This window comes from Botryobacter ruber, from assembly GCF_003347595.2.
GTDB classification, from domain to species: Bacteria; Bacteroidota; Bacteroidia; order Cytophagales; family Hymenobacteraceae; genus Pontibacter; species Pontibacter ruber_A.
This window is the reverse complement of record NZ_QCZK02000025.1, coordinates 18,561-43,607: the sequence shown is the minus strand read 5'-3', so window position 1 is coordinate 43,607 and position 25,047 is coordinate 18,561. Positions and strand designations below refer to the sequence as shown.

Annotated in this window: 20 protein-coding genes; 13 read left to right on the top strand and 7 right to left on the bottom strand. The window is 52.8% G+C overall.

Translation table 11 applies throughout. From position 1 onward, the window contains the following. Positions 1–176: 176 nt before the first annotated feature. The 3 genes from DCW36_RS07680 to DCW36_RS07670 all read left to right on the top strand — a co-directional run bounded on the left by DCW36_RS07680 (position 177) and on the right by DCW36_RS07670 (position 4,261). Complete coding sequence (locus DCW36_RS07680; protein WP_114783309.1) at positions 177–1,256, top strand: DUF6807 domain-containing protein; 1,080 nt, start codon at positions 177–179, stop codon at positions 1,254–1,256. Between the two features lie 201 nt (positions 1,257–1,457). Continuing rightward, positions 1,458–2,555, top strand: coding sequence for an AI-2E family transporter (locus DCW36_RS07675; RefSeq protein WP_114783308.1), 1,098 nt, complete (start codon positions 1,458–1,460; stop codon positions 2,553–2,555). Between the two features lie 86 nt (positions 2,556–2,641). Further along, positions 2,642–4,261: an alpha-amylase family glycosyl hydrolase gene (locus DCW36_RS07670; RefSeq protein ID WP_114783307.1), complete on the top strand. Its 1,620-nt coding sequence runs from the start codon at positions 2,642–2,644 to the stop codon at positions 4,259–4,261. Positions 4,262–4,459: 198 nt separating this feature from the next. Here DCW36_RS07670 and DCW36_RS07665 read toward each other — a convergent pair whose 3' ends face one another. After that, positions 4,460–4,702, bottom strand: coding sequence for a hypothetical protein (locus DCW36_RS07665; protein ID WP_164891061.1), 243 nt, complete (start codon positions 4,700–4,702; stop codon positions 4,460–4,462). Between the two features lie 640 nt (positions 4,703–5,342). Between DCW36_RS07665 and DCW36_RS07660 the strand changes: the two genes are divergently transcribed. Then, a complete protein-coding gene (locus DCW36_RS07660) occupies positions 5,343–6,506 on the top strand; it encodes an MFS transporter (RefSeq protein ID WP_114783305.1) in 1,164 nt (387 codons plus the stop codon). Positions 6,507–6,645: 139 nt separating this feature from the next. Here the strand turns inward: DCW36_RS07660 and DCW36_RS07655 are convergent, their stop codons facing one another. From DCW36_RS07655 to DCW36_RS07640, 4 genes are all read right to left on the bottom strand, one after another. Continuing rightward, the gene (locus DCW36_RS07655; protein WP_114783304.1) at positions 6,646–8,865 is read right to left on the bottom strand and encodes a xanthine dehydrogenase family protein molybdopterin-binding subunit; all 2,220 of its coding nucleotides are present in this window, start codon (positions 8,863–8,865) and stop codon (positions 6,646–6,648) included. Further along, positions 8,862–9,857, bottom strand: coding sequence for an FAD binding domain-containing protein (locus tag DCW36_RS07650; RefSeq protein WP_114783303.1), 996 nt, complete (start codon positions 9,855–9,857; stop codon positions 8,862–8,864). Before DCW36_RS07650 ends, DCW36_RS07655 begins: the two co-directional genes overlap by 4 nt. Then, the gene (locus tag DCW36_RS07645; RefSeq protein WP_114783302.1) at positions 9,854–10,354 is read right to left on the bottom strand and encodes a (2Fe-2S)-binding protein; all 501 of its coding nucleotides are present in this window, start codon (positions 10,352–10,354) and stop codon (positions 9,854–9,856) included. Before DCW36_RS07645 ends, DCW36_RS07650 begins: the two co-directional genes overlap by 4 nt. A gap of 283 nt (positions 10,355–10,637) precedes the next feature. After that, on the bottom strand, positions 10,638–13,493 hold the full coding sequence (locus DCW36_RS07640; protein WP_114783301.1) for a glycoside hydrolase family 31 protein: 2,856 nt from the start codon (positions 13,491–13,493) through the stop codon (positions 10,638–10,640). A gap of 243 nt (positions 13,494–13,736) precedes the next feature. On the opposite strand from DCW36_RS07640, the gene DCW36_RS07635 reads away from it, so the two are divergent. The 9 genes from DCW36_RS07635 to DCW36_RS07595 all read left to right on the top strand — a co-directional run bounded on the left by DCW36_RS07635 (position 13,737) and on the right by DCW36_RS07595 (position 23,080). After that, positions 13,737–14,147 (top strand): hypothetical protein, encoded by a 411-nt coding sequence (locus tag DCW36_RS07635; RefSeq protein ID WP_114783300.1) that lies wholly within the window; start codon positions 13,737–13,739, stop codon positions 14,145–14,147. Between the two features lie 264 nt (positions 14,148–14,411). Continuing rightward, positions 14,412–15,254 (top strand): universal stress protein, encoded by an 843-nt coding sequence (locus DCW36_RS07630; RefSeq protein ID WP_114783299.1) that lies wholly within the window; start codon positions 14,412–14,414, stop codon positions 15,252–15,254. Between the two features lie 16 nt (positions 15,255–15,270). Next, positions 15,271–16,659 carry a porin gene (locus DCW36_RS07625; RefSeq protein ID WP_114783298.1) on the top strand — a complete coding sequence of 463 codons (1,389 nt, stop codon included), beginning with the start codon at positions 15,271–15,273 and terminating at the stop codon, positions 16,657–16,659. A 148-nt stretch (positions 16,660–16,807) separates the two neighbouring features. After that, positions 16,808–18,151, top strand: coding sequence for an MBL fold metallo-hydrolase (locus DCW36_RS07620; protein ID WP_114783297.1), 1,344 nt, complete (start codon positions 16,808–16,810; stop codon positions 18,149–18,151). A 283-nt stretch (positions 18,152–18,434) separates the two neighbouring features. After that, positions 18,435–19,010 (top strand): YeeE/YedE family protein, encoded by a 576-nt coding sequence (locus DCW36_RS07615; protein WP_170312506.1) that lies wholly within the window; start codon positions 18,435–18,437, stop codon positions 19,008–19,010. Between the two features lie 12 nt (positions 19,011–19,022). Beyond that, the gene (locus tag DCW36_RS07610; RefSeq protein WP_114783296.1) at positions 19,023–19,436 is read left to right on the top strand and encodes a DUF6691 family protein; all 414 of its coding nucleotides are present in this window, start codon (positions 19,023–19,025) and stop codon (positions 19,434–19,436) included. Positions 19,437–19,674: 238 nt separating this feature from the next. Then, positions 19,675–20,055: a hypothetical protein gene (locus DCW36_RS07605; protein WP_125185472.1), complete on the top strand. Its 381-nt coding sequence runs from the start codon at positions 19,675–19,677 to the stop codon at positions 20,053–20,055. A 378-nt stretch (positions 20,056–20,433) separates the two neighbouring features. Then, positions 20,434–21,327 carry a DsrE family protein gene (locus DCW36_RS07600; protein ID WP_114783294.1) on the top strand — a complete coding sequence of 298 codons (894 nt, stop codon included), beginning with the start codon at positions 20,434–20,436 and terminating at the stop codon, positions 21,325–21,327. A gap of 100 nt (positions 21,328–21,427) precedes the next feature. After that, on the top strand, positions 21,428–23,080 hold the full coding sequence (locus DCW36_RS07595) for a bifunctional metallophosphatase/5'-nucleotidase (RefSeq protein WP_114783293.1): 1,653 nt from the start codon (positions 21,428–21,430) through the stop codon (positions 23,078–23,080). A 210-nt stretch (positions 23,081–23,290) separates the two neighbouring features. Here the strand turns inward: DCW36_RS07595 and DCW36_RS07590 are convergent, their stop codons facing one another. Beyond that, positions 23,291–23,875 carry a hypothetical protein gene (locus tag DCW36_RS07590; RefSeq protein ID WP_114783292.1) on the bottom strand — a complete coding sequence of 195 codons (585 nt, stop codon included), beginning with the start codon at positions 23,873–23,875 and terminating at the stop codon, positions 23,291–23,293. A gap of 61 nt (positions 23,876–23,936) precedes the next feature. Further along, positions 23,937–25,031, bottom strand: a complete 1,095-nt coding sequence (locus tag DCW36_RS07585) for a PDDEXK nuclease domain-containing protein (protein WP_114783291.1) — start codon at positions 25,029–25,031, stop codon at positions 23,937–23,939. Positions 25,032–25,047: the final 16 nt, after the last annotated feature.

Sequence of the window (25,047 nt, the reverse complement as noted above, 5' to 3'; positions counted from 1 at the left end):
GCCTGTCCGGGTAAGCCAGCAGGCCAACCCCGATTTACTTAGCATGCCTTGTTGTACGGCAAATTAAGAAGATATTTCCCCGAGGCTTTACTATTACTCCAAGGAATCATAACTTGCTCTTTTAACGAAAGACGGTGGCGGCAATTTTTAATTAAAATAATCAAATTTTCATTCTCATGCAAGGTAACAGAAACAGATCGCTTTTTACCAGCTTTTCTTTTGGCATTCTTACCTTACTGGCAGCCTGCGTAAAGCAACCGGCCCAGCAGTCCGCTGAAACAGAAACGTTCACGCTCATCCCCAAGCCTGCCGAAAAGCGTGTCGATGTACTGGTGGACGGGGAGCTGTTTACTTCCTACATTTACCCCGATGAACTGAAGAAGCCGGTGCTGTACCCGGTGCTTTCGCCTGCAGGCAACCCCATTACCCGGGGCTGGCCCTTTGCGCCACGCGAGGCAGAACGCATCGACCATCCGCACCAGGTGGGCATGTGGCTGAACTACGGCAACGTGAACGGGCTCGACTTCTGGAACAACTCCGAGGCTATTCCGCAGGAGCGCAGGCAGCATTATGGCACCATCCGCCACCAGGCCGTCACGCTCCTGCAAAACGGCAACGACAAAGCTGAACTGCAGGTGCGTGCGCACTGGCTTAAACCCGACAGCAGCATACTGCTCCGCGAGGAGACAACCTTCATTTTCAGCGGCACCGCCAACAGCCGCACCATCGACCGCATCACCACCCTGACCGCTACAAACGAAGATGTGCTGTTCCAGGATAGCAAAGAGGGCATGTATGCCATCCGGGTAGCCCGCGAGCTGGAGCACCTGACCGCCAAACCGTCCAAATACATCGATGCGGCGGGCCAGGAACAGGACTTGTCGAAAGGCAGCCACCCCACCATCACCGGCAACTACCACAGCAGCGAAGGCATTTCGGGAGAGGAAGTGTGGGGCACGCGGGCAAAGTGGGTAGAGCTGATCGGCACCATCCGCGAAGAACCTGTATCGCTTATCCTCCTGGACCACCCTCAGAACATTGGCTATCCCACTTACTGGATGGCCCGCGGCTACGGCCTTTTCAGCGCCAACCCGCTGGGGCAAAAGGAAATGAGCGGCGGCAAAGAAGAACTTAATTTCAAACTGCCTGCCGGCAAGTCTGTTACCTTCCGGTACCGGTTTATCGTGCAGTCCGGCACCCGCCCCACGCAGGAGCAGCTACAAGCGGCTTTTGAACGGTTCTCAGCATCTGAATAAAAGCAGCAGCGGCTGTGGTGGCAGGAGCAGCTAAATAAAACAGGCCTAATTTTTCTGCTGCTCCTGTCACCACAGCCGCTGCTGCTTTTCCGCTGCCGCTCCACCTCGTGCCGGGCACTTGCCGGTAGCCGGATAAATATTTTTGAGCTGGTGTAAACTAAAAGTGCACTTTCCGTACTACCTCATAACTAAAGGTAACTTATGAAGAGTGTTTCTTTGTACCGTGTAAACGCCGTTATTCTGCTTGCAATACTTGCTGTTGTTGTCTTATACTACTTCCAGCCTTTTTTAATTCCGCTGTTTTTTTCCATTATCCTCTCCATGCTGCTGCTGCCTGTGGCAGACAAACTCGAAAGCTGGGGCATAGGCCGGGTGTGGTCTACCCTGGTCTGTATCCTGCTGTTCCTGCTGGTGGTGGCAGCCGTGATCTGGGTACTCGCCGCACAGGGGGCCAGCCTGTCGGAAGACCTGCCCCAGATCGAGGCAAAACTGATGGGGTATGTAAGCTCCATACAGCAATGGATCGAACAGAATTTCGGCGTGGCCCCGCAGCAGCAACTGGAGTTTGTACAGAAACAAATTTCCGGGCTCTCGCAGTCTGCCAACCAGTTTTTGACCTCCTTCCTGGGCGGTACCTTCGGACTGCTGGCTGATTTTGTGCTGGTCGTGCTTTACACGTTCTTCCTGATGTGGCGGCGTGAAAGGTATGTCAATTTCCTGCTGAAACTGGTATCGGACGAGAGCAGGCCCGAGGCAAAGGAAACGCTGCACCAGATCACCAAAGTATCGGCTCAATACCTGGCAGGCAGGTTTATCTCCATGGTTTTCCTGATTGTTTTCTACAGCATCGGCTTGTCTGTTCTTGGCCTGAAAAACGCCATCCTGGTGAGCATAATTGCCGTGCTGCCTACGCTTATTCCCTACATAGGAGCTTATATCGGGGCCATTTTTCCGTTGATGATGACCATAATCAGCGGCGACAGCGGCACGCTCCTCCCAACCATCATTATCCTGATTGCCGCACAGGTAATCGACAACAACCTGATAGAGCCTTTCGCCATGGGTACCAGCCTGAACCTGAACCCGCTGTTCACGATTGTGGCAATTGTACTGGGAGAATTGCTGTGGGGAATACCGGGCATGATCCTCTTCGAGCCCATGTTTGCGATTATGCGCATTGTATCGCAGCACATTCCTGCCCTGGACCCGTACGCGTACCTGCTGGAAGGCGGCGGAAAGGGCACGAAATGGGCTGGAAAAATTTCAAACACGCTCAAGCAGTTCTTCCGGAAAAACTAACCTGAACAGCAGAAACTCCGTTTGTTGGGAGGCAAAGAAATTATAAAAGTAGCAGCCCGCAGGCTTGATAATAAGAATTAGATCGGATGAGCAGACAAACTAAAAAATCGAAGGACCAGCAGTTGTGGTGGCAAAAAGGGATTGTATATGAAGTGTATATCCGCTCGTTCCAGGACAGCAACGGCGATGGCATCGGCGACCTGCGGGGCGTTATCAACCGCCTCGACTACCTGCAAGCGCTTGGCGTGAACATCATCTGGGTTACGCCGTTCTACAAGTCGCCGATGCTCGATTTTGGCTACGATATCTCCGACTTCAAAAGCGTCGATCCGATGTTTGGCACCATGTCAGACTTTGACGAGCTGCTCGAAGAAACCCACAAGCGGGGCATGAAACTCGTCCTGGACCAGGTGCCCAACCACACCTCCGACCAGCACGAATGGTTTCAGGAATCCAGATCTTCCAAAGATAACCCGAAGCGCGACTGGTTTTGCTGGGAAGATGCCGGCGAGAATGGCACACCGCCCAATAACTGGATGGCCATGTTTGGCGGCAGCGCCTGGGAGTGGGACGAAAAAACAAAGCAGTACTATTACCACGCCTTCCTGAAAGAACAGCCCGACCTGAACTGGCGCAACCCCGAAGTGCACCAGGCGGTGCTGAAAGAAATGCAGTTCTGGCTCGACAAAGGCGTGGACGGTTTCCGGGTAGATGTGATGTGGCACCTCATCAAAGACGAGTACCTGCGCGACAACCCCGAAAATGCCGACTACAAACCGGAACAGCCCACCTACAACCAGCTGCTGCCCGTTTACTCCACCGACCAGCCCGAAGTGCACGATATTGTAGCGCTGATGCGGGACATGCTCGATAAATACGAGGAACGGGTGCTGATCGGCGAAATTTACCTGCCCATCCACCAGCTGGTGAATTACTATGGCGACGACAACGAAGGCGCCCACCTGCCTTTCAACTTCATGCTGCTGACCATGCCCTGGGACCCGAAAAAAATTGCGACATCCATAGACGAGTACGAGGGCGCGCTGCCGAACAACAGCTGGCCCAACTGGGTGATCGGCAACCACGACCAGTCGCGCATGGCCACCAAAGTAGGCGAAGCACAGGCGCGCGTGGCGGCCATGCTGCTGCTCACCCTCCGGGGCACCCCCACCCTGTACTACGGCGACGAAATAGGCATGCAGGACGTGTCCATCCCCAAAGACGAAGTACAGGACCCGCAGGGGCTCCACATGCCCGATAAGGACCTCAGCCGCGACCCCTACCGCACCCCCATGCAGTGGGACGAGAGCGAACATGCCGGTTTTACAAGCGGCATGCCCTGGCTCCGGATGGCCGAAAATGCCAGGCAACATAACGTAAAAGCCCAGGAGGAGGATGAAAACAGCCTGTTGTCGCTTTATAAAAAACTCATCAGGCTGCGCCAGCAGGAACAGGCGCTGCATGCAGGACGCTACCGGCCGGTTTACTCCGACAAGCAACTGCTTTCCTACATCCGCGAAACCGACGAACAGCGCTACCTGGTGGTGCTGAACCTGAGCGACAAACCCTGCAGCTTCTCAAAGGAAAACTTTTCCTTTTCAGGCGAGATCAAACTGGCCACCACACCCGGCAGGGCGGGCACAACCGTCCGAAACAGCATCGAGGTTAAAAAAGATGAGGGACTTGTAATAAAACTGGAAGCATAGACAGAAGTGTGTTTCAGCTGAACACCTTCTAATCCGTCAACAACCGGGAGCTGCGCATCAAGACAGGAGGCGTATGGTAGCCATCTACTGCTTGCTCCCGCACGCCCGCTTCCGGAAAAATTTATCTGATGTATTTTTGAAATTGGAATTGCTCATCCGTAAGGCAAAGGCTGCCTGAGCAACTGAAGATTTACCTGACTACGATTTGTACACCACCAGATACGACATGGCCGAAAGAATCAGGGAATGTTCCTTCTCCATTTTATCCAGCAGGTATTCCATGATAAAGTAATCGCAAACGTCATTATCCATGTAATCATTTAACAGGGAATACTTTAACCGCAACAGGTTTATATAGGCTTTTTCGTCTTTCTCTACCAGGAATCTACAGATTTTATGGTATAGCTCCTGCGATTGCTCCTCGCTTAGTCTGATATGCAATATATCCCGAATAGCTTTTTTAGCGCTTCTACTCTCCATTTTACACGTAACTAAAATTAATAAATGTGCTCAACCAAAAAAGTGCTCAAACCAAACATACGGGAAAACCCGGATGATATTTTCTGAATCAGAAAAAAATACGTATTTACCGAAGATTCTGTAGAAGACAGACCAGTGCACAGCCTGCCTGTAAAAACCTAACTTACAAAACTTTGAGCAGAATGACTACTAGTTGCGTTATAAGTATTTTCCTGTTTGATTTTTTTCTTCAGCACCTGCCACCACAACCACTGCTCCCCGCAAACTGATGCGAGGTTGGTAACAAATCAGCTCCTGCCGCACACCCTAACAAACAGCCAATCAGCAGGTTTGTTTGCAAAGGCAGTTGCAGGCATCCGTTGAAGAAACGCAGCAGCAGATCAAACATTGTTTTTATTTCCGTTACAATGTCCGATATTGCGGCATTTTCCGAAATTCACATGTAGCCATCTCCTTCATTCACGCTGTTTCCGATTTTTTCGACAGGGCGTTTCCATCCCCTGTAGCTGGGGGGCAAAATGGCGCGGCTTCTGTACTGCTACACCGCCAGCTCATCATCATCACCTAAACTTTCAATCATACTTTTCCTGTTACCAACTTCATGCTTGCTTTTATTTCCCCGACTACTATTCCTTCCAGGAGAGCGCACAGGCTGGCTGTAGGAAGCTTTTTCTTTCTGCAGGGACTTTGTTTTGCCAGCTGGGGCTCCCGGATTCCTACCATACAGCAACAACTGGGGCTCACCGAAACCGAACTGGGCATGGTGCTGTTCGCGCTGCCCCTGGGGCAGATCCTGTCGCTTCCTTTTGCCGGCTGGCTGATTGCGCGGGCCGGCAGCCACCGGGTTGTTGTGCCGGCAGCGCTGGTATACCCCGTTTCGCTCCTGTTCATAAGCCTGGCCTGGAACGTACTCCAGTTGCTTGCGGCGCTGTTCATTTTCGGTATCGCCAGCAACCTGATCAACATAGCAGTTAATACACAGGCGGTGGGTGTCGAAAAGCTATACCGCAAACCCATTATGGCCTCGCTGCACGGCCTCTGGAGCCTGGCCGGGTTTGTGGGCGCCGCCATTGGTACCTTCATGATCGGCAAAGCCATTCTCCCGCAGTGGCACTTCCTCGTTATCATGGGGTTTGTTTTTGTAGGCGTAGCCTTATGCGCCCGCTACGTGCTCCACGAAGAGTCGAACGCTGCTACCCGGCAGCCGCTTTTTGCTAAACCCGACCGGTACCTGGTCAGCCTGGGCGTGCTGGCATTCTGCTGCCTGGTTTGTGAAGGCGCCATGTTCGACTGGAGCGGGGTTTATTTCAAGAAAGTGGTGAAGGCGGAGAAGGCCTGGATTGGCGCCGGCTACACCGCCTTTATGTGCACCATGGCTACCGGCAGGTTTGTGGCAGATTATGTAACGAGCCGCATCGGCATCCGGCGGATGCTGCAGTTGAATGGCATCCTGATGGCCTCCGGCTTAACCATTGCGGTCGTGTTTCCCAACCTGCTGACGGCCATTGCCGGTTTCCTGCTGGTGGGCGCAGGCGTGTCGGCTGTGGTGCCATTGGTATACAGTGCTGCCGGCAGGTCGAAGGTGATGGCGCCGGGCGTGGCCCTGGCTACTGTGTCTACCATTGGGTTTGTGGGCTTCCTGCTGGGCCCGCCCCTCATCGGGCTGGTAGCGGGCGCCAGCAGCCTGCGCATCTCGTTCGCAATCATTGCCGTGCTGGGACTTTGCGTGTCCCTGATTGCTTCCAGGATCAGGTCGTTTGGGTAGGCTTTTCAGAGAGCCGAAAATGCTGCTGCTCCTGCCACCACAGCCTCTGCTCCTAAAAGACTTGCTGAAAACGTGGTTGGCTGACCTGAGATGCTAACTTAAAAGCCCGTAAAACACTGCTGCTTTACGGGCTTTTACTTCAGAGCAATTTATCCAGCGTAATCGGCAGACTCCGGATGCGTTTGCCGGTGGCGTGGTACACGGCGTTTGAGATAGCCGCTGCCACGCCGACTACGCCTATTTCGCCCAGGCCTTTGGCACCAATCCGGTTCACGTGTTCGTCTTGTTCCTCCACAAAAATTACTTCAATGTCGTGAATGTCGGCATTTACCGGCACATGGTATTCCGCCAGGTCGTGGTTGATGAAGCGGCCCACGTTGGCGTCCATGAACGACTCCTCCTCCAGCGCCATCCCGATGCCCCAGACCACACCGCCCAGTATCTGGCTTCGGGCGGTTTTGGGATTGATGATGCGGCCTCCTGCCACAGCGCTTACCACACGCGTTACCTTAATGGTGCCCAGGTCTTCGTCTACTTTCACCTCCACAAAAACAGCGGAATGCGCGTAAGGCGAATATTCTTCCTGCCCCGAAACCGGTTTCGAGGTTACCTCCTCCTCTATAAACGGCAACTCCCGCTGCCGCATAATTTCTGTAATGGCAAAGGCTTTTGAAGGATCGCTTTTCAGCTTCAGTTGCCTGTCCTCGAACAATACTTCGTCCAGGCTGGCGGTGGCGAAGGGGGAGTTTTCCAGTTTCCGGGAATATTTCAGCAGCTTCTCCCCCACTGCTGCGCAGGCCATTTTAACCGCAGAACCCACCGACGATACCGTACTGGAGCCACCCTCCAGTGGCGCTTCCGGCAGAAAGGAATCACCTAATTTGAAGTTGACATCCGCCAGTGGCAGTCCCAGCGCTTCGGCAGCCAGTTGCGTCATCACGGTGTAGGTGCCGGTACCGATGTCGGCGGTGGCGCTGCTGACAGTTAGTTTGCCGTCCACGGAAAGCAGGGCTTTGGCGGAAACTTCTTTCTGCTTGGCTTCCCAGGCACCGGTTGCCATGCCCCAACCTACCAGGTCGTGCCCCTCGCGCATGGACCGTGGGGCAGGGTTCCGCTTTTCCCATCCGAACTTTGCAGCCCCCTGCCGGTAACATGCACGCAGCTCTTTGCTTGAAAAAGGCTTGTTGGTGTTCTGGTCCTTTTCGGTGTAGTTCTGCAGGCGCAGCGCCACCGGGTCGATACCGGCAGCTAGGGCCAGTTCGTCGAGGGCTGTTTCCAGGGCAAACATACCCGTGGCACCTCCGGGCGCCCGCATATCGAGGGGCGTGTACACGTCCAGGCCGATGAGTTTATAGGCGTAGGCAACGTTCGCGCACCTGTACAGCACGTTCTGCCATACGAGCACGTTTTCGGCATAGTCTTCGAAGCGAGACGTTTCGCCATACACCTCGTGCCGGAATGCCTCCAGGGTTCCGTCAGTGGAAGCTCCTACCTGCAGGTGCTGGATGGTGGCGGGGCGGTGGCCGAAGGAGAACATCTGTTGCCGCGTGAGCATCACTTTTACCGGCCGCTTCAGTTCGAGCGCCGCCATCACGGCCAGGAAGAGCTGGTACTGGGGCCGCAACCCCGAGCCAAAGGCGCCTCCTACAAACGGCGAAACCACCCGCACCTCCTGCTCCGACAGGCCGAATATCTGCGAAATGTACTTCCGGCTGTTCATCACGCCCTGGATCTTGTCATACACCGTCAGCGTTCCGTCTTCCTCCCAAATGGCCACCGAGGCGTGCATCTCCATGGGGTTGTGGTGCTCCGAGGGGTGAAAATATTCCTCATCTACCTTGGCTGCTGCACCGGCAAAAGCGGCCTCCACATTGCCCCGCTCCTCCGGCGGAGGCTGTGATTTGTATTTGTCGGGCACAAAGGCCTGCTCGCGGTTGGCGTGCAGGTCGGTGCTTTGGGGCGCTTCTTCGTATTCGGCTTTCACGAGCAAGGCGCCATACCGTGCTGCTTCAAACGTTTCGGCTACCACGAGCGCGATGGGCTGCTGGCTGAACTGGATTTCGTTGTCGTAGAGCGGGCGGAATGGCGAACCGGGTGGCGAGTCGTCGTCCTGGTAGCTTTTGTCGAACCAGGCGGTTTGCGGCCTGTTCTCGTGCGTAAATACCTGCACCACCCCTTCCAGCTGCATGGCCTCGCTGATATCTAGTTTCGTGACTTTGCCACGGGCTATTTCGGCGGATACCACCACCCCATGCAAAAGCCCGGGCGTTGTGAATTCAGCGGCGTATTTTGCTTCGCCGGTTACCTTGGCGCGCCCGTCAACGCGGTTCGTTTCTCTGCCTGTCCGTTCGGTTTTCATGCCGCTGCCTCCCTTTCTTTAGCTGTTTGCAAAGCGCGCACCACGGAGCGCTTCGCCAGTTCAATCTTAAATGTGTTGTGCCCGAAGCCTTTTGCACCTGCCACCACTGCCTCTGCTGCTTTCCGAAAGTTTTCGGTGGTGGCGGGCTGGTCTTTCAGCAGTGCCTCTGCCTCCGGCACTCGCCAGGGCTTGTGGGCTACGCCGCCCAGGGCGATGCGCGCCTCCTTGATGGTGTTTTCCTCCAGTTCCAGCCCCACCGCCACCGACACCAGCGCAAAGGCATAAGATGCCCGGTCACGCACTTTCAGGTAACTATAATGGGAGGAAAAGCCTTTGGCAGGCAGTTCGATGGCGGTAATCAGCTCCTCTTCTTTCAGGTTGGTATCCAGGTGCGGCGTGTCGCCCGGCAGCCGGTGGAAATCGGTAACCTTCATTGTTCTTTCCCCACCTGGACCGGTTACATGTACTGCGGCATCGAGGGCCGCCAGGGCAACAGCCATATCCGAAGGATGCGTGGCAATACACTGCTCGCTTGTGCCCAGGATGGCGTGGATGCGGTTGAAGCCGTTAATGGCAGCGCAGCCGGAACCGGGTTCGCGTTTGTTGCAGGGGGTGGCGAGGTCGTAAAAGTAATAGCAGCGGGTGCGTTGCAGCAGGTTTCCGCCGTCGGTGGCCTTGTTGCGGATTTGTGCTGATGCCCCGGCCAGGATGGCATGTGCCAGCAAGGGGTAACGCTGCTCTACTTCCGGGTGGTAGGCCGTGTCGGCGTTGGTGACGAGGGCGCCAAGTTTCAAGCCTCCTGAAGCCGTAGCCTCTACTGTATCCAGGCTGGTGCGGGTAATGTCCACGAGGTGCGCCGGGTGCATCACGTCGATCTTCATCAGGTCGAGCAGGTTCGTGCCGCCAGCTATGAACCGGGCTTCCTTGTGCAGCGCGATTTCGTTGACGGCATCGGCAGCGTCTTTGGCGCGGGCGTAGGTAAAGCTTCTCATTGGGCTTTGCTCCTTTCCAGCGCTTCCTGCACCACGTTTACAATGTTCACATAGGCCCCGCAGCGACAGATGTTCCCGCTCATCAAATCGCGGATATCGTCAGTTGTTTTCGCTTTGCCCTCGTTGATAAGCCCGATGGCAGAGCAGATTTGGCCGGGGGTGCAGTAGCCGCACTGAAAAGCGTCGTGCTCGATGAAAGCCTGCTGCACCGGGTGCAGTTCTCCTTTGCCTGCCAGGCCTTCGATGGTCGTGATCTCGGAACCGTCATGCATCACGGCCAGCGTAAGGCAGGAGTTGATGCGCTTGCCGTCGAGCAGCACCGTGCAGGCGCCGCACTGGCCGTGGTCGCAGCCTTTCTTGGTACCGGTCAGGTGCAGGTACTCGCGCAGCAGGTCGAGAATGGACGTCCACACCGCCACTTCGAGCTGCTGTTCCGTTCCATTGATGCTGAGGGTAATTTTTTCTTTTGGAGGTGGAGAGATGGGGTTGTTTGCCATAGTTCAGGTCGTTTGATTTTAAGCTGTGCTCCTGCAAAGCCATTTGCTGTAGGCAAGACATATCCCGAAGGTTACTGCCCTGCAGCGGCATCCTGAAATACGAAATGATTTTAACGGATGTTAGTCACTCCCACTGTTTAGAATCGTTCTTATTAAACACAAGCTGCAGGAGCTGCAGCTACCACCCGGCAGGCACTCGCATCGGCATTTATTTCCTTTTTGCCGGCCCGGAATGTCGAATGGAAAACCGGTTAAACAAACAAATCCAGCTTCAGACCAGGATTTACCTGAGCTTCACCGTTTTCGCCTTACCCGAGTACTGCACCACCTTGTCTGGTTTTGCCTCAAAATCCAGCTTCCTGGGCTTGTTCGAATCCACATAGATGATGTTAAACGTGCGGTTTTGCAGCATACCCTCGAAACTGCCTTCGCGCCTACCGATGGTTAACTGCTTTTTGGCGTCGTTGTAGGTGAAGGGGATGGTGGCAAACTTTCCTTTTTCGTAGTTGTAGTTCGTGTTCTCGTCCTCGTACAGCTCAAACCTGCCGTCCTGGCCGCTATACACGTAAAGTGTGATAATATCGGCAGGCTTCTCTCCTGTGTATTGCAGTTCCGGTCCGTAGGGAATGATGGCGCCTGCTTTCACATAAATAGGCATGGTTTCGTAAGGAGCTGCCGCCGTTAGCTGTTGCCCGCCTGGTGTGTAGCGGCCGTCGTAGAGGTTATACCAGCCGGTGCCGGCAGGCAGGTAGAGGCTGCGGGTGGTGGCGTTGGCTTCGTACACCGGGTTTATGAGCAGCGCTGGCCCGAACATGAATTGGTCGCTGATATTCCGCACGATTTTATCCTGTCCGAAATCCATGACGAGGGGCCGCATGATGGTGCCATCCTGGTGGTACACCTGCCCGGTAAGGGAGTAGATGTAGGGCATCAGGCGGTAGCGCAGCCTGTTGTAATACACAATAGACTGGTAAGCCTTGTGATCTTCGGGGGCTATATTAAACACCTCCCGAAACGGCTTCTGCCCGTGCGAGCGGTACAGCGGCGTAAAGGCGCCGTACTGGTACCAGCGGGTGTTCAGCTCCCGCCACTCCTCCAGCGCCTCGCCTTTTGGGGCCGGACGGTCGTACTTGTCTTCCACAAAAAAGCCGCCGATGTCGGTGGTCCAGTACGGGATGCCGGAGAGCGAAGCATTCAGGCCGGCCGGAATCTGGCGGCCCAGTTCCTCGAAGGTAGCTGCTATATCGCCGCTCCAGATGGCGGCGCCGTAGCGTTGCAGTCCGCCGAAAGCAGAACGGGTCAGGATGAAGACGCGCTTATCGGGAAAGTCGCGGCGCTGGCCTTCGTAAATGGCTTTGGCGTTCATGAGCGGATAGGCGTTGAAATATTTCTCAGCCGGCCCCAGGTAGGTCGGGTTCATGAGCTGCTTGCGGTGTTCGATGGTCGTGTTCGATAAAATGTCGGGTTCCGTCGCATCGAGCCACCAGGCGTCTATGCCCTTGGTCTGGAGGTTGATTTTGAGCAGGTCCCAGAACAGCTGCCGCCCTTCGGGGTTAAAGGCATCGTAAAACGTGGAGACATAACCTTTGCCAATCCAGTCGCGGATGCCTTCGTCGATGCTCTTTTTGTAAAGCAGGCCTTTGGCGTCAAAAAGCTTGTAGTTGTCGATGCCTTCGTAGAACTTGGGCCACACCGAAATCATCAGCTGCATATCCAGGTCGTGCACCTGCTTCACCATACCTTCCGGATCGGGAAAGCGGCTTTTATCGAACTGCTGGCTCCCCCACTGGTCCTCCTCCCAGTAAGACCAGTCGAGCACAATGTTGTCGATGGGAATCTGCCGCCTGCGGAACTCCTGTGCCACGCTTAGCAGCTCGTCCTGGGTTTTATAGCGTTCGCGGCTCTGCCAGAAGCCCATCGCCCACTTCGGCATCACCTGCGCCTTGCCCGTCAGCTCCCGGTAGCCACGTATAACTTCATCCAGGTTATTGCCATACACGAAGTAGTAATTTCGTTCATCTCCTGCTTCAGAAGCAAAAGAGACTGTGGAGGCTGCTGCAGCAGATTGTGGCGGCAGGTAACGCAGCGCGATATACGACTGCCCGCCATCGGGCTGCCACTCAATTTTAAGGGCATGCTTTTTCCCTTGTTGCAGCTCGTATTTAAAATTTGAAAAACCGGGGTTCCAGGCCTCCCGCCACCTGTCGAGCAGCAGCTGCCCATCCAGCCAGACTTTTACATAGCCGGAAGCCGGCATCAGGAAACGGTGCGTGCCGGTTTCGCCGGACTGAATAAAACCTTCCCAGGTCACGTTGCCTCCCTGCAGCGCGTAGCCTTCCGGAAAATCTTTCTGCTGCTCCAGGAATTCATAGTTCAGCTGCTTTTCAGGACGAACGACAGGCGCTTTTCCGGCTTTTTCAGCCGAGACATACGTAGCCGTAAGGGCTCCCGGATTGCCGTATTTATCGTAGAGCGCAAAGTCCGACAACTGGCGGTAAGGGCGCACGTCGCCAAACCTGGTGATGGAGTTATTGTCCCAGAGAATGCCGTAGTTCTTGCTCGACACCAGGAAAGGCACTGCCGCTACCGAGTTGTACTGCGTTAAATCTACCTGCCAGCCCCGGTAGTTCATCAGGCCCGCCTGGTGCTGGCCCAGCCCGTAAAAAGCTTCATCATCAGCAACCTGGAATGCCTGCTGCACCTGGTAGGTTTGTTCGCTGCCATAGGTTACCGGTGAAAAGCCCGGGTGGCTGCCCGAGGCTTCTTTTACAAGCTCACGTCCGTATTTATCGCGAAATATAACATCGCCTGTACTTGCAGCTATTTCCACCTGCAGCTCTTTTGTCAGCACCCTCAGTGTCTCTCCGTTCTTTTTCAGTTTCCAGGCCGGTAGTGGCTTGTCCGCCCCCACTACCATCAGGCTGTTTGTAGCTCCCGGCGTACTGTCGGGCAAAGCCAGCACCTGTATTATGTTGTCAGAAATAACCCGTATCCTGACAGAATACGGCTCTCCTTCCTGTGTTTTGGCAGGTCGCACCAAAACCTTGTCAGCCATTTTCTTAAAGTTGGCATCAGTTGGTTTCTGAAATGCGGAAAGTAACAGGATAAGAAGGAAGAGGAAGGTGTAGCGGATTTTCATGCTGCTTTCTTAAATCGCCTTGTACAAAGAAGGTGCAAATTTTTTTCAGGAGGTAATATAAGAAATTTATATATAAAAGCGCCTATAGTGAAATATGAGCATGTTTACATTCAAATTTACGGAAACCCCGGAAAAACAGCCGTTGGCCAAATGTTGTTATACACACACAAAATTTAATTAATTAAAGAGACCGTTTGCCGTTAAAAACGTATACCTTGTAATAGCAAATAACAATTTCTCTTTATGGTTTTGTATAATAACGGCCTCATAAAATTGCATTATGATGCCTCTAACGATATTTTGTGCGCTGAATGCCCGGATATACAGGATTTTACTTTAGTACAAATTCACGATACCTTTAAAAGGATATCTGCGACCATAGGCGGCTATGGCATAAAGAAGCTATTGTTTGATTGCAGCAAGGCCGTTATTGACGTAAGTGACGAAGAGTACATTACAGTGATAGACGAGTTTGACCGTGACCTGCAGGACACATGCCTGAAGCGGATGGCCCGCATTATCTCGCCCGATTTGGAACGGGAAATAAGAGTGGCGAGCTACTTTGAAGCGTTAAAAAAAAGAAACAAAAAGTCCGCTATTGCTTTCCAGAACTTCTCCAGCATGACGGCAGCCATGAAGTGGCTGAAGTCTTAACGGCCTGCAGTTGGGGCTATTTCAGCCGGTCCGGCTTGCAGGCCGGGTTTCTGCCAGCCGGCAGCCTGCACTTACAGAAAAAAACGGTCTGCACCTGCCACCATTGCCACAGCACCTCTCCAAAAGATCAAGCATTATTTAACACTGCCTGTGTAACCAATGTCACTGAACAGGGCCGGCATTTCCTGTTCCTTTGCATCAGGAAAAAGCATAATTCACCAAAACCCTATAGCCAACAGGCAATAATGCCGGCTTTTTAACAAAATGGAAAAAAAATTAAACGTAATGGTGCCGGTAGATTTTACACCGGTAGCCTTCAGAGCAATCGAGTTTTTAACCTTCCTGATGGAGACGACTCCCATTAATACGCACCTGGTGCATGTAATTGAAGTAAATGCAGCTGAATGGGGAGGCTCTGTCGACACCTCGGATACGATTGACAAAAGCGCCTTCCGGGCACAGGAGCAAAAGGTCCAACAACTATTTACAGAGCTGAAACAGCACGTGGACTTCAAATTTACCAGTGAAGTCCTGTACGGGGGCCTTACCACCACCCTTGCCCGCTATACGGCACACCACCAGATAGACCTGGTACTGATGGGCACAGAAGGCGCTGACGGGTGGCTGGAAAAAATATCGGGCTCAGAGGCACAGCATGTGGTACGGTATACCGAGGTTCCGGTAATCACGGTGCATGCGAACGCCTCCGTCACGCCTATTCATAACCTGCTGTGGGTAGCAGATTTTAAAGCAGAAAAGCAACCGGAAAAAAGTATCGCCAAAATCAAACTTTTCCAACAGCTGTTTAACGCCAGGCTCCACCTGCTGCAAATCACAGACAAGGAAGATGAACAGCAAAGCCTGCAACTAAAGCAGGAGATGCAGGCCTTTGCCGAGCACCTGGGGCTGCAGAACTTCGAACTGCACCTGCACCACAACAACAAGGTACCGGCAGGTGTCCGCAACTTTAACCAGGCAACGGAGATGGACCTTGTGCTCATTGGCACCCATGCCCGCAAAGGCATCAGCCACCTGTTTTATGGCAGCATTGCCGAAACACTGGTCAACCATTGTATTCGTCCGCTCATGACCTATCATTTAAACTAAAACCACGGTAAACACGATGCAGCAACTACAGGTACTGGCGGCTGTTCTCCTGCTTTTCCTGGCACGGGGAACTGCCGCCGGACAGGAACACCAGGTAGCAGAACCAGCTGATACCGCAGAAATACACAGTGTAAAGGAGTTATTTACAAGGGGCAAAGTAGGTGGCCATGTACGCAATTACTTTATGGCCACCCGCAACTACCGCTCCCTGCCCGATAACTATGCCAACGCTGTAGGTGCTGAAATCAGCTACCAAACAGCACCCTACCATGGTTTCAGGTTAGGTATTGCCGGCTTGTTCACCTACAACCTGTTTTCGTCTGATTTAACGCAGCCTGACCCCGTCTCCGGAAAATTACCCAAACTGGAGCTGGAGCTGTTCGATATAAAGAACCCGGAAAACAAGGCTGACCTGGACCGACTGGACGAACTGTACCTCGAGTACAACACGAAGTGGCTTCAGGCAAAAGCAGGCAGGTTTAGTTTTACTTCGCCACTCCTGAACCCGCAGGACGGCCGCATGAAGCCCTATTCTTTCCAGGGGGTGGAGGTTCGGATTCCGCTTCAGGAGAAAGCGTTAATTTCGCTTGCCTGGTTCGATCATTTCTCGCCCCGCAGTACCGTGGAGTGGCTTCCTGCCGATGAAGTAATCGGTCTGTATTCTACGGGAGTGGATGCAGACGGCAACCCATCCGGATACGCACATCACACCCGCACGAGCGGTGTTGGCGTTGCCGGTTTACAGTATCACCCTGGTAGCCGCTTCAGCGCTGAAGCCTGGAATTACCTGATTGAGAATGTGTCGAACAACAGCTACGGCCGGGCAGTGGTGCACCTGAGGCCACAGGTAAAGGTGGGCGTTGAAGGCCTTTACCAGTTCCGGGCAGGCAATGGCGGCAACCCGGAATATACGCAGGCTTATTTCCCGGACCAGCAGCAGTGGCTGCTGGGCGGCATGCTGGCGTACGAACCGGCAGACTGGCACCTGTCGCTCAACTACCTGCACACCGGTAAAAACGCTCGCTTCCTTTTCCCGAAGGAATTGGGGCGCGAGCAGTTCTTTGCCACCCTGCCACGGGGCAGAATGGAAGGTACAGGCAACTCCGATCTGCTGGTGGGGAAAATACGGAAGCAATGGTCAGAAAGCTTCTCTTCTGAGGCAGCACTGGCCAAATCCTGGATTCCGTCACCTGCCGATTACCAGCACAACAAGTACGGCGCAGCAGCCTACTGGGGATGGGTAGCCGACCTGCACTACAAACCGGCAAAACCCGTGCTCGACGGGCTCAGCTTCAGGTTTCTCTATGTAGGCAGGGCTACACCCGCCACCGACATTGCGCTAAACCGCATGTACTATAACACCAACTTTCATCATTTCAATTTTGTGACGCAGCTTACATTTTAAGTGCTGGCACCCGTAGCTTACCTGGAACAGTACCTGCAGCAGACATACTCCTGTGTGACATACATCACTGAACGGGGCTGACGTATACTATACCTTTGTATAGAAATTCAGATGTAAGCAAAAGAATTTACCTAAAACAGAAAGACCAATGAAAATACAACAGTTTGAAGATAAAGGCTTAGCGCAATATGGCTATGCGATCCTGAGTGAAGAAACCAGGGAAGTGGTGTTAATCGATCCTGCACGCGACCCGCAACCATATTATGATTTCGCGGGCAGCAACAACGCTAAAATTGTGGGCGTGATAGAAACGCACCCGCACGCCGACTTTGTGAGCGCGCACCAGGAAATACACCAACAGACAGGTGCTACCCTTTACGTGCACAGCCTGCTGGGAGCAGATTATCCGCACCAGGCGTTTGACGAGGGGGCGGAGCTGCAGCTGGGCGAAATTAAGTTAAAATCGCTGCACACCCCCGGTCACTCCCCCGACAGCATCAGCATTGTGCTGGAACACGAAGGGAAAGACGTAGCCGTTTTTACAGGCGATACGCTGTTTATCGGGGACGTAGGCCGCCCGGACCTCCGCGAGCGTGCAGGCAACATTACAGCCAAACGGGAGGAACTGGCCCGCCAGATGTACCACAGCACCCGCGAAAAACTCATGAAGCTGGATGACGATGTGCTGGTATACCCGGCGCACGGCGCAGGTACCCTGTGCGGCAAAGGCCTGAGCGAAGCCAACAGCAGTACCATTGGTGCAGAGAAAGCTACTAATTATGCCCTGCAGCAGATGAGCGAAGACGAATTTGTGAAAGTACTGACGGCAGACCAGCCTTTCATACCGAAATACTTTGGTTACGATGTGGCCCTGAACAAAAAGGGAGCACCTGCCTGGCAGGAGTCGCTGAAGGGCGTAACAAGGCTGGATAAAAATACGGCACCTGAAAAGGATGTTCTTGTAGTGGACGGACGCCCGGAAGGTATTTTCAAAAAAGGCCACTTAAAAGGCGCTATCAACATCCAGAATGGCAACAAGTTTGAAACCTGGCTGGGTAGCATCGTGGGCCCGGATGAGCGTTTTTACCTGGTAGCAGAAACCGGTGAGCAACTGGAGGAGTTGATTGCCAAAGCTGCCAAAATTGGTTATGAGTTGTTAATAGCAGGCGCTTTTGTGTATGACAGGCAGGAAGGCGCCGAAACGAGCAAAAGCTTTAACAAAGAAACGTTTAAAGCCAATGAGCAGGCTTACACGGTTGTCGACATCCGGAATGACAGCGAAACAAAAGCTGGGAAGTTTTTTGAAAATTCCATCAACATTCCGCTGCCGGAACTGCGGGAGCGGGCAAACGAAATCCCGACAGATAAACCCGTTGTAGTGCACTGCGCCGGTGGCTACCGTTCAGCGGCAGGCAGCAGTGTGCTGGAAAGCCTGCTACCGGTCGAAGTGCTGGATATGAGCGAAGCTGTAACGGAGCTTAAGAACAAGTAAGCCGCTGCGGAGAAATACATACAGGCTAGCCGGTACGTTCATTTTGTACCGGCTAGCTTTTTTTCAGGCGGTACCCTACCCTACTTTCGCTCCAAAGAGAAGATTTTCCTGGCGCAAAGGTACCTTGCCCGCGCCCGGAATAAAAGCACGAAACAGTCCTGCCGATTACAGGCTTACTCTGTGATAAATGTCACTGTCAGCCTGCGAATATAATTGTACTTTTGTATAAATAATTTATTAGCCTACTGCAACCAGGCGCTTTACATATATTAAAAAATAAAGAATGGAACAACTGATTGATTGGATGAGCCAGCCATGGCCATGGTACGTAGCCGGCCCTTTAATTTCTTTAACCATGATCCTGCTGCTGTTTGTCGGCAAGAGCTTTGGCGTGTCCGATACGTTAAGAACAACCTGTGCCATTGGCGGCGGAAGCAGGGTAAGCGACTTTTTTGATTTTGACTGGAAGAAACAGGTCTGGAACCTCGTGTTCGTACTGGGAGCCGTACTGGGTGGTTTTATTGCATCTACCTGGCTTCAGCAGCCCGACCCTATCCCACTGGCCCAGGATACCGTGGTGAAGTTACAGGAACTGGGTATCCGTAATGCCGGGGAAAACTACCTGCCCACCGAAATTTTCAGCTGGGAAAGCCTGCTCACCCTGCGTGGTTTTGTAGTGCTGGTACTGGGCGGATTTTTGATTGGTTTCGGAGCGCGCTATGCCGGCGGATGTACGTCGGGCCATGCCATCAGTGGCCTGAGCAACCTGCAGCTTCCGTCCCTGATTGCCGTTATCGGCTTTTTTATCGGAGGCCTGCTGATGACGTACCTGTTGCTTCCGGTTATTTTAACCCTTTAATTCTTAAAAGAAATGAAATATTTAAGTTACCTGTCTATCGGTACCCTGTTTGGGATTATCATGACAAAATCCCAGGCCATCTCCTGGTTCAGGATTTATGAAATGTTCCGGTTCGATGCTTTTCACATGTACGGCATTATCGGTTCGGCTGTAACGCTGGGCGCGATCAGCGTTTACCTTATCAAGAAGTTCAAGCTGCGCACTACAGCAGGCGACCCGATAACTTTTACACCCAAAAACAGGAGCATCCCGCGCTACCTCTTTGGCGGTATCATTTTCGGACTGGGCTGGTCCCTGACAGGCGCCTGCCCGGGACCGATGTACACCCTGATCGGAGGCGGGTTCAGTGTTATCCTGGTCGTGTTGTTCAGTGCCATCCTGGGCACCCTCGCCTACGGCATGTTACGGAAAAGGCTTCCCCACTAGGGAAGCTTTTTTAGCTCGTTCCTGCCTTGCAGCCGGAGCAGTGGCTGTGGTGGCTGGTGCAGCAGAATGAAAAAAGCGCTGCTTCGCCGGACCCCTTACGTGACAAAAGTCACTGAACACGCAGCAGCTGCGTGCTACCTTTGTAAAACAACCTGGTTTCCGGAAGCCATTTTACCTGGTGCTGTGGCTATTAAACCAGTATTTTTGTACTTTTACATGAACTAACCTGAAACCAGGTTTGTCTGGATTACTTATGATGCGTTACCTGCTTTTGTTTATCAGCACACTGCTCCTGCTTTTCACCCTGCCGCAACCCGGCAGGAGCGTGAACAGCTTAACGGGTGTGGAGAAGCCGAAGCTGACGAAAACCTGTAACATCAAGCGCAACCTAAAACATACCTGCGCTAAAAAATGCCTGAAGCACCAGACACAGCAGGAGCAACAACGCGGCTCCGGCACAACCACCGACTGCAGCCCGCAGCTTTTTGCAGTTCTGAACACGCAACAGGCAGAAACATACCTTCATTTTTCTGCTGCACCTGCCACCATTGCCTCTCCTGCCCGAACTCACCTCTCGCCCGACCTGGAGACAGAGCCCGATCCTCCCCGGTTTTCTTAATGTACTGACATTACGCCTATCCTTTCAATAGCAGGGAAAGTCCCCCCTGCAGCGCAGGACTGTTTCATTCTGGTAAAATGGCGCGAGCGTCCTCGCTCGTGATGAATATTCTGCGGCCTCTGGCCGCCGGGAACCACTCTACAGGCTATTCACTCCGGCCAAAGGCCGCGATTAGCAGACACGAACGAAGACGTTCGCGCCAGGTTTATAAAAATGAAACGGCCCTACCCTTTATCGGACAAGCGTGCCCGCATGCATTTGCAGCGGCTGAAGCTTTAAGTACCGCCGCTGCAGCACTGTGCCTGTTGTTCTGTACCGGAACGGCACAGCCATTTTCTATTCACTTCTATTCACTTCATTTAGAGAAAAACCGAAAACATGGAAACCACATTCTTTCAAAAAATATCATTCCTGGTGCTGCGCATCATGAGCAGCCTTATTTTTATTATAGCAGGTATCAACCACCTTTTCCAGACTGCCGGCGCTACCGCCCGACTCGAAAAAGCGCCCCTGGGACATCTGGCTACCTGGATAGCACCCGCAGAAACGCTGATAATCCTTTCCGGTATCGGTCTGCTTACCGGCGGCATCCTGCTGCTGCTGGGCTTCCGGACAAAGCTGGCAGCCCTGTTGCTGCTCTTCATCCTCATCCCCATTACCCTGACGGTGCAGGTAGCGAATGCCGCCGGTAGTGGCCCGCTGTTCAAGAACATCGCGCTGCTGGGCATGCTGCTTTTCTTTATCGTGAACGGTGCCCGGTATTACGGCCTCGACCAATTACTGCAGCGCAGCAGCAAGCCTGGTAAAACCAGCAAAGGAGTTCGCGCTGGCAGCTATGCGGCAGTACTTACAGGGGGCCTGCTGTTCCTGCTGGGCTCCTGCACAACAGCTGCAACAGGCACACAGGCAACCGCAGCAACAGCCGCGAAGGCTGGCAAAACAAATTACGCGGTGCTCATCAGCCAGCCAAACCACCTGAAAGCCGCTGTACATACGGCAGAGAGCATAACCGCAGAGAGCCACTTTCATCGCGGTGAATTTGTGGTGATGGCATGCGGCAAGTCGGTGGAAGCGTTTGTGAAAGGCAGCGACATGGCGCAGGAATTTGCGAAGGGTCAGGCAGCAGGTATCAATTATAAAGTCTGCGGCATGTCCCTGAAAAAGTTCAACATCGACCCGGCCACCCTCGTGGAGGGCGTAGAGGTTGTCCCGAACGGCTTAACTTTTATGTTCGAACTGCAGCAACAGGGCTTCCGGACGGTGGAGCTGTAATACTGCCTGTTAAATTAACCACCACTAAAAACATCAGAAAGGACATGCAGGAGGTGTGTGCCTTTTTGAATAGTATGATTAAAAATAAATATCGAAGAGTATGACATATAAAGCAGATTTTAGCCTTTTCACCATCCTTTTTCTCTTTGCCATGAGCCTACTCGTCTCCTGCCAGAGCTCGCATCCCGACGAAACTCAGGCAAATGCAGATGGCACCGAAACCATTACGATCCTGCAGACTGCCGACATACATGGCCAGCTGCTGCCCCACCAGGAGATGTTTATCGAGGACGGTGAATTTGTTTTCAGGGAGCGCGGCGGCATGGCCCATCTGCAGACAATTTTCAAACAGGTAAAAGCCGAAAACCCCGGTGGCACCGTCATCCTGGACGGTGGCGACCTGATACAGGGCAGTGCCGTGGCAGCTTTGTCGGAAGGGGAAGTTTTTGGCCCGGTGATCAACGCCATGGACTACGATTTCCTGATACCGGGCAACTGGGAAGTAATATTCGGTAGCCGGAAAATGCGCGAGGTGCTGCAGGCCTACGGCAAACCCGTTATCAGCGCCAACATGTACGACGAAGCCAGTGCTGCCACAGTTTACCCGCCCTACCTGGTAAAGGAAGTGAAAGGCGTTAAGCTGGGGTTCATCTCTTATAACGACCCGGAGGTGCCTGTGCGTCAGAACCCTTCCTTCAGCAAAGGCCTTGTTTTTAAACAAGTGGAAGACAACCTGGAGGCTCTGATCAAAGAACTAAAGGAAGAGCAGCAGGTAGATGTCCTGTTTCTGGTAACGCACATCGGTATTTCCAAACAGCTCCACCTGGCTGACCAGGAGTACGTGCAGGGCGTAGACTTTATCCTGGGCAACGATACCCACGAACGTATTCGCCAGCCCCTGAAGCGCAAGTATGCCCAGGTGCTGGAACCGGGCGCGTTTGCCTCCTTTGTGGGCCGCCTCGACCTGGATGTAAAAAATGGCAAAATTGTAGGGCAGCGGTATGAGCTGATAGAAGTAGACCCTGCCCGTTACCCCGCAGACGCAGCCGTGCAGCAGGTAGTAACGGAGCAGATGGCACCTTATAAGGAAAAGATGGACCGTGTGCTGGGCTATACCACCACACCGCTCTACCGCTACCTGGTAGTAGAAAATGCCATGGACAATATGATTACCGACGCCCTGCGCTGGAAAACCGGCGCCGACATCGCCATCTCTAACGGCTTCCGTTTCAGCACCCCCATCGTTCCGGATGCAACCGGCAAAGCAGCCATTACTTACAGCGATGTCTGGAACATGCTGCCCGTTAACGAAAACGTGAAAACAGGCAAGGCCACCGGGCAGCAGCTGCACGACTGGATGGAGCAGGAACTGCACAATGTATTTGCCCACAAGCCGCTCGAGCGCTTCGGCGGGTGGGTTATCCGCTTCTCCGGCATGGAGATGACGTTTAACGCCAATGCCCCGAAAGGGCAGCGGGTGCAGTCTATCACGGTAGGCGGCAAACCCCTGGACCTGCAGCGGGAGTACACCCTGGCTGCCTGCCGCAGAAGCGGTGAGCCCGACCACATGCTTTGCCGTATGCCCCACGCCCGGGAGCCCCAGGTAATGAACTACACCGTACACGATGTGCTGGAGGACTACCTGAAAAACCATGGCACCGTTGCACCAGCAACAGACGGAAGAGCCAAAGCACTCGACCTGGACACCCCGGTGCTGTCGCAGCTGCCAAAAGTGGATTATAAATTCCGGTAGTTAGCCTTCCTATGGGAGGAACAGCAATTAGGTTCTAACGCAAGCCTTCTATCATAAAAAACAACCGGATTGCCTGTCGCGGTTTTTGACAGCAATCCGGTTGTTTTTATTTGGGCTGGGGCATAAAATAGCTCCAGACAGGAGCCATCAAACAAGCGTCCTTTTATAAATTGGTTTCTTTTGCTAAGAATAAGACGCTTAGGCTACTGTTTAGAAGAAAAGCATCTTCAGGTCAATAAATACAACAAGTACAAAAAGGCCCAGAGCAGTCAGCAGAGCAGCTCTGGTTATACGCTTCATTGGAAGTAAGAACTTGTTACTTAACTGCAGTTGCTGTGCCTGATCTTCTATTCTGCGGATGCGCCCCATTACCAGTTCTTTATTCAAATAGAGGAAATTGACAGCCGCATATAGCAACATCCCGAGAATTAAATAATTCATAAAACCCAGATGTATCGTTCTGACGGGCTCTACTTGCTGGACATGCTGCACCTGGTACTTTGCAAAGCTGCTATACACGACAAACAAAAAGTACAGAACCAGGAAGGCTACCGGAAGCAGCGCATTCAGGGTAAGGTACCTGCGTTTTGGAACTGTGGCTTTCTCAAACGCCACCACAAAGTAAGCATTTACACTTACTACTAACGCCAAATTAAAGACTAACAGGATGTTGAAAACAGGAGAAATGCGCAGCTGACTCTCCTTTCCCGGAATAGCACTTTCGAAAAGCAGCACCCCTATCACGCCTGGCAAGAAAAGCAAATAAGCCCTCCAGCCTCTCAAATATTTACCCATTGTTTCTAACGCTTTCTGCTGACGGTTAAATTATGCAAATAATCAGAAAATAAATACCCTTTCATGCCTCACCACCAATATTTTCATCATCCTTCACTGTATCATTCAGTACCGCCTTCAGCTCTTCCTTGCTCGGCAGAAAAGTTTGATATTTACTCGCAAAAATCTGGTTGTTTTCTTTGGGCAAGGTAATTTCTACCAGGGCTTTATTTTTCTCTTTGCAGAGGATGATGCCGATGGTTGGGTTTTCGTCGTCGGTTTTTACAAAGCGGTCGTAGTAGTTGACATACATCTGCATCTGGCCCAGGTCCTGGTGGCTTACTTCGCCAATCTTCAGGTCGAGCAACACGAAACAGCGCAGGAAGCGGTTGTAAAACACCAGGTCTATCCGGAAGTGCTTTTCATCGAAGGTAAACCGCACCTGCCGCCCCACAAAGGCAAAGCCCTTTCCCAGCTCCAGCAAAAAGTGCTGCAGTTCGTCAATAATACGATTTTCCAGCTTCGATTCCGAGAAAGCGGCCTCCTCCTTCAGCCCCAGGAACTCCAGCACGTACGGGTCTTTGATGATATCCTGCGGCTGTTGTACCTGCTGCCCTTTTTCAGCCAATTGCTTTACCTGCGCTTTGTCTCGGCTCAAGGCCAGGCGCTCGTACAGGGCGCTGTCGAACTGCCGCTGCAGTTCGCGCAGGCTCCAGTTGTTTTCGATGCTCTCTATTTCGTAAAACCGACGCTCATCCGGGTTTTCAATCCGCATCAGTTTTATATAGTGCGACCACGACAATTGGAAATTCCGAGACAGTGTTGCGGAATTTGCTTCTGGAGCTTTGTCACTCAAATTCGTCAACAGTGTTGACGAATTCTGGTTGGCGTATACCTTGTAGAAAAAACGCATCCTGTCCAGGTTCTCCACGGAAAACCCTTTTCCAAATTTATCAGAAAGTTTAATAGACAATTGTTTTAACGTTCCTTTCCCATAAGCAGCCCGTTCTTCCCCCTGCTGCTCGTGCTCTACAATGAGTCTGCCTATTTCGAAATAAGTCGTTACCATCGTGGTATTCACGCTGGCTATCACTTTCAGGCGGGCTAGTTCGATCAGATGCGAAACACTGCTGTACAGCTGCTCTTCGAGTGGCTTTTTCTCAGGCTTATCAGGCATACCGGATATTTTTAGC

Bases quoted from the DNA above. Each gene is read 5' to 3' on its own strand.
- DCW36_RS07600 (WP_114783294.1), top strand. From the start codon at position 20,434: ATGGAAACCACATTCTTTCAAAAAATATCATTCCTGGTGCTGCGCATC.
- DCW36_RS07590 (WP_114783292.1), bottom strand. From the start codon at position 23,875: ATGGGTAAATATTTGAGAGGCTGGAGGGCTTATTTGCTTTTCTTGCCA.
- DCW36_RS07610 (WP_114783296.1), top strand. From the start codon at position 19,023: ATGAAATATTTAAGTTACCTGTCTATCGGTACCCTGTTTGGGATTATC.
- DCW36_RS07595 (WP_114783293.1), top strand. From the start codon at position 21,428: ATGACATATAAAGCAGATTTTAGCCTTTTCACCATCCTTTTTCTCTTT.
- DCW36_RS07635 (WP_114783300.1), top strand. From the start codon at position 13,737: ATGGTTTTGTATAATAACGGCCTCATAAAATTGCATTATGATGCCTCT.
- DCW36_RS07625 (WP_114783298.1), top strand. From the start codon at position 15,271: ATGCAGCAACTACAGGTACTGGCGGCTGTTCTCCTGCTTTTCCTGGCA.
- DCW36_RS07620 (WP_114783297.1), top strand. From the start codon at position 16,808: ATGAAAATACAACAGTTTGAAGATAAAGGCTTAGCGCAATATGGCTAT.
- DCW36_RS07670 (WP_114783307.1), top strand. From the start codon at position 2,642: ATGAGCAGACAAACTAAAAAATCGAAGGACCAGCAGTTGTGGTGGCAA.
- DCW36_RS07660 (WP_114783305.1), top strand. From the start codon at position 5,343: ATGCTTGCTTTTATTTCCCCGACTACTATTCCTTCCAGGAGAGCGCAC.
- DCW36_RS07680 (WP_114783309.1), top strand. From the start codon at position 177: ATGCAAGGTAACAGAAACAGATCGCTTTTTACCAGCTTTTCTTTTGGC.
- DCW36_RS07645 (WP_114783302.1), bottom strand. From the start codon at position 10,354: ATGGCAAACAACCCCATCTCTCCACCTCCAAAAGAAAAAATTACCCTC.
- DCW36_RS07655 (WP_114783304.1), bottom strand. From the start codon at position 8,865: ATGAAAACCGAACGGACAGGCAGAGAAACGAACCGCGTTGACGGGCGC.
- DCW36_RS07675 (WP_114783308.1), top strand. From the start codon at position 1,458: ATGAAGAGTGTTTCTTTGTACCGTGTAAACGCCGTTATTCTGCTTGCA.
- DCW36_RS07640 (WP_114783301.1), bottom strand. From the start codon at position 13,493: ATGAAAATCCGCTACACCTTCCTCTTCCTTCTTATCCTGTTACTTTCC.
- DCW36_RS07630 (WP_114783299.1), top strand. From the start codon at position 14,412: ATGGAAAAAAAATTAAACGTAATGGTGCCGGTAGATTTTACACCGGTA.
- DCW36_RS07650 (WP_114783303.1), bottom strand. From the start codon at position 9,857: ATGAGAAGCTTTACCTACGCCCGCGCCAAAGACGCTGCCGATGCCGTC.
- DCW36_RS07615 (WP_170312506.1), top strand. From the start codon at position 18,435: ATGGAACAACTGATTGATTGGATGAGCCAGCCATGGCCATGGTACGTA.
- DCW36_RS07585 (WP_114783291.1), bottom strand. From the start codon at position 25,031: ATGCCTGATAAGCCTGAGAAAAAGCCACTCGAAGAGCAGCTGTACAGC.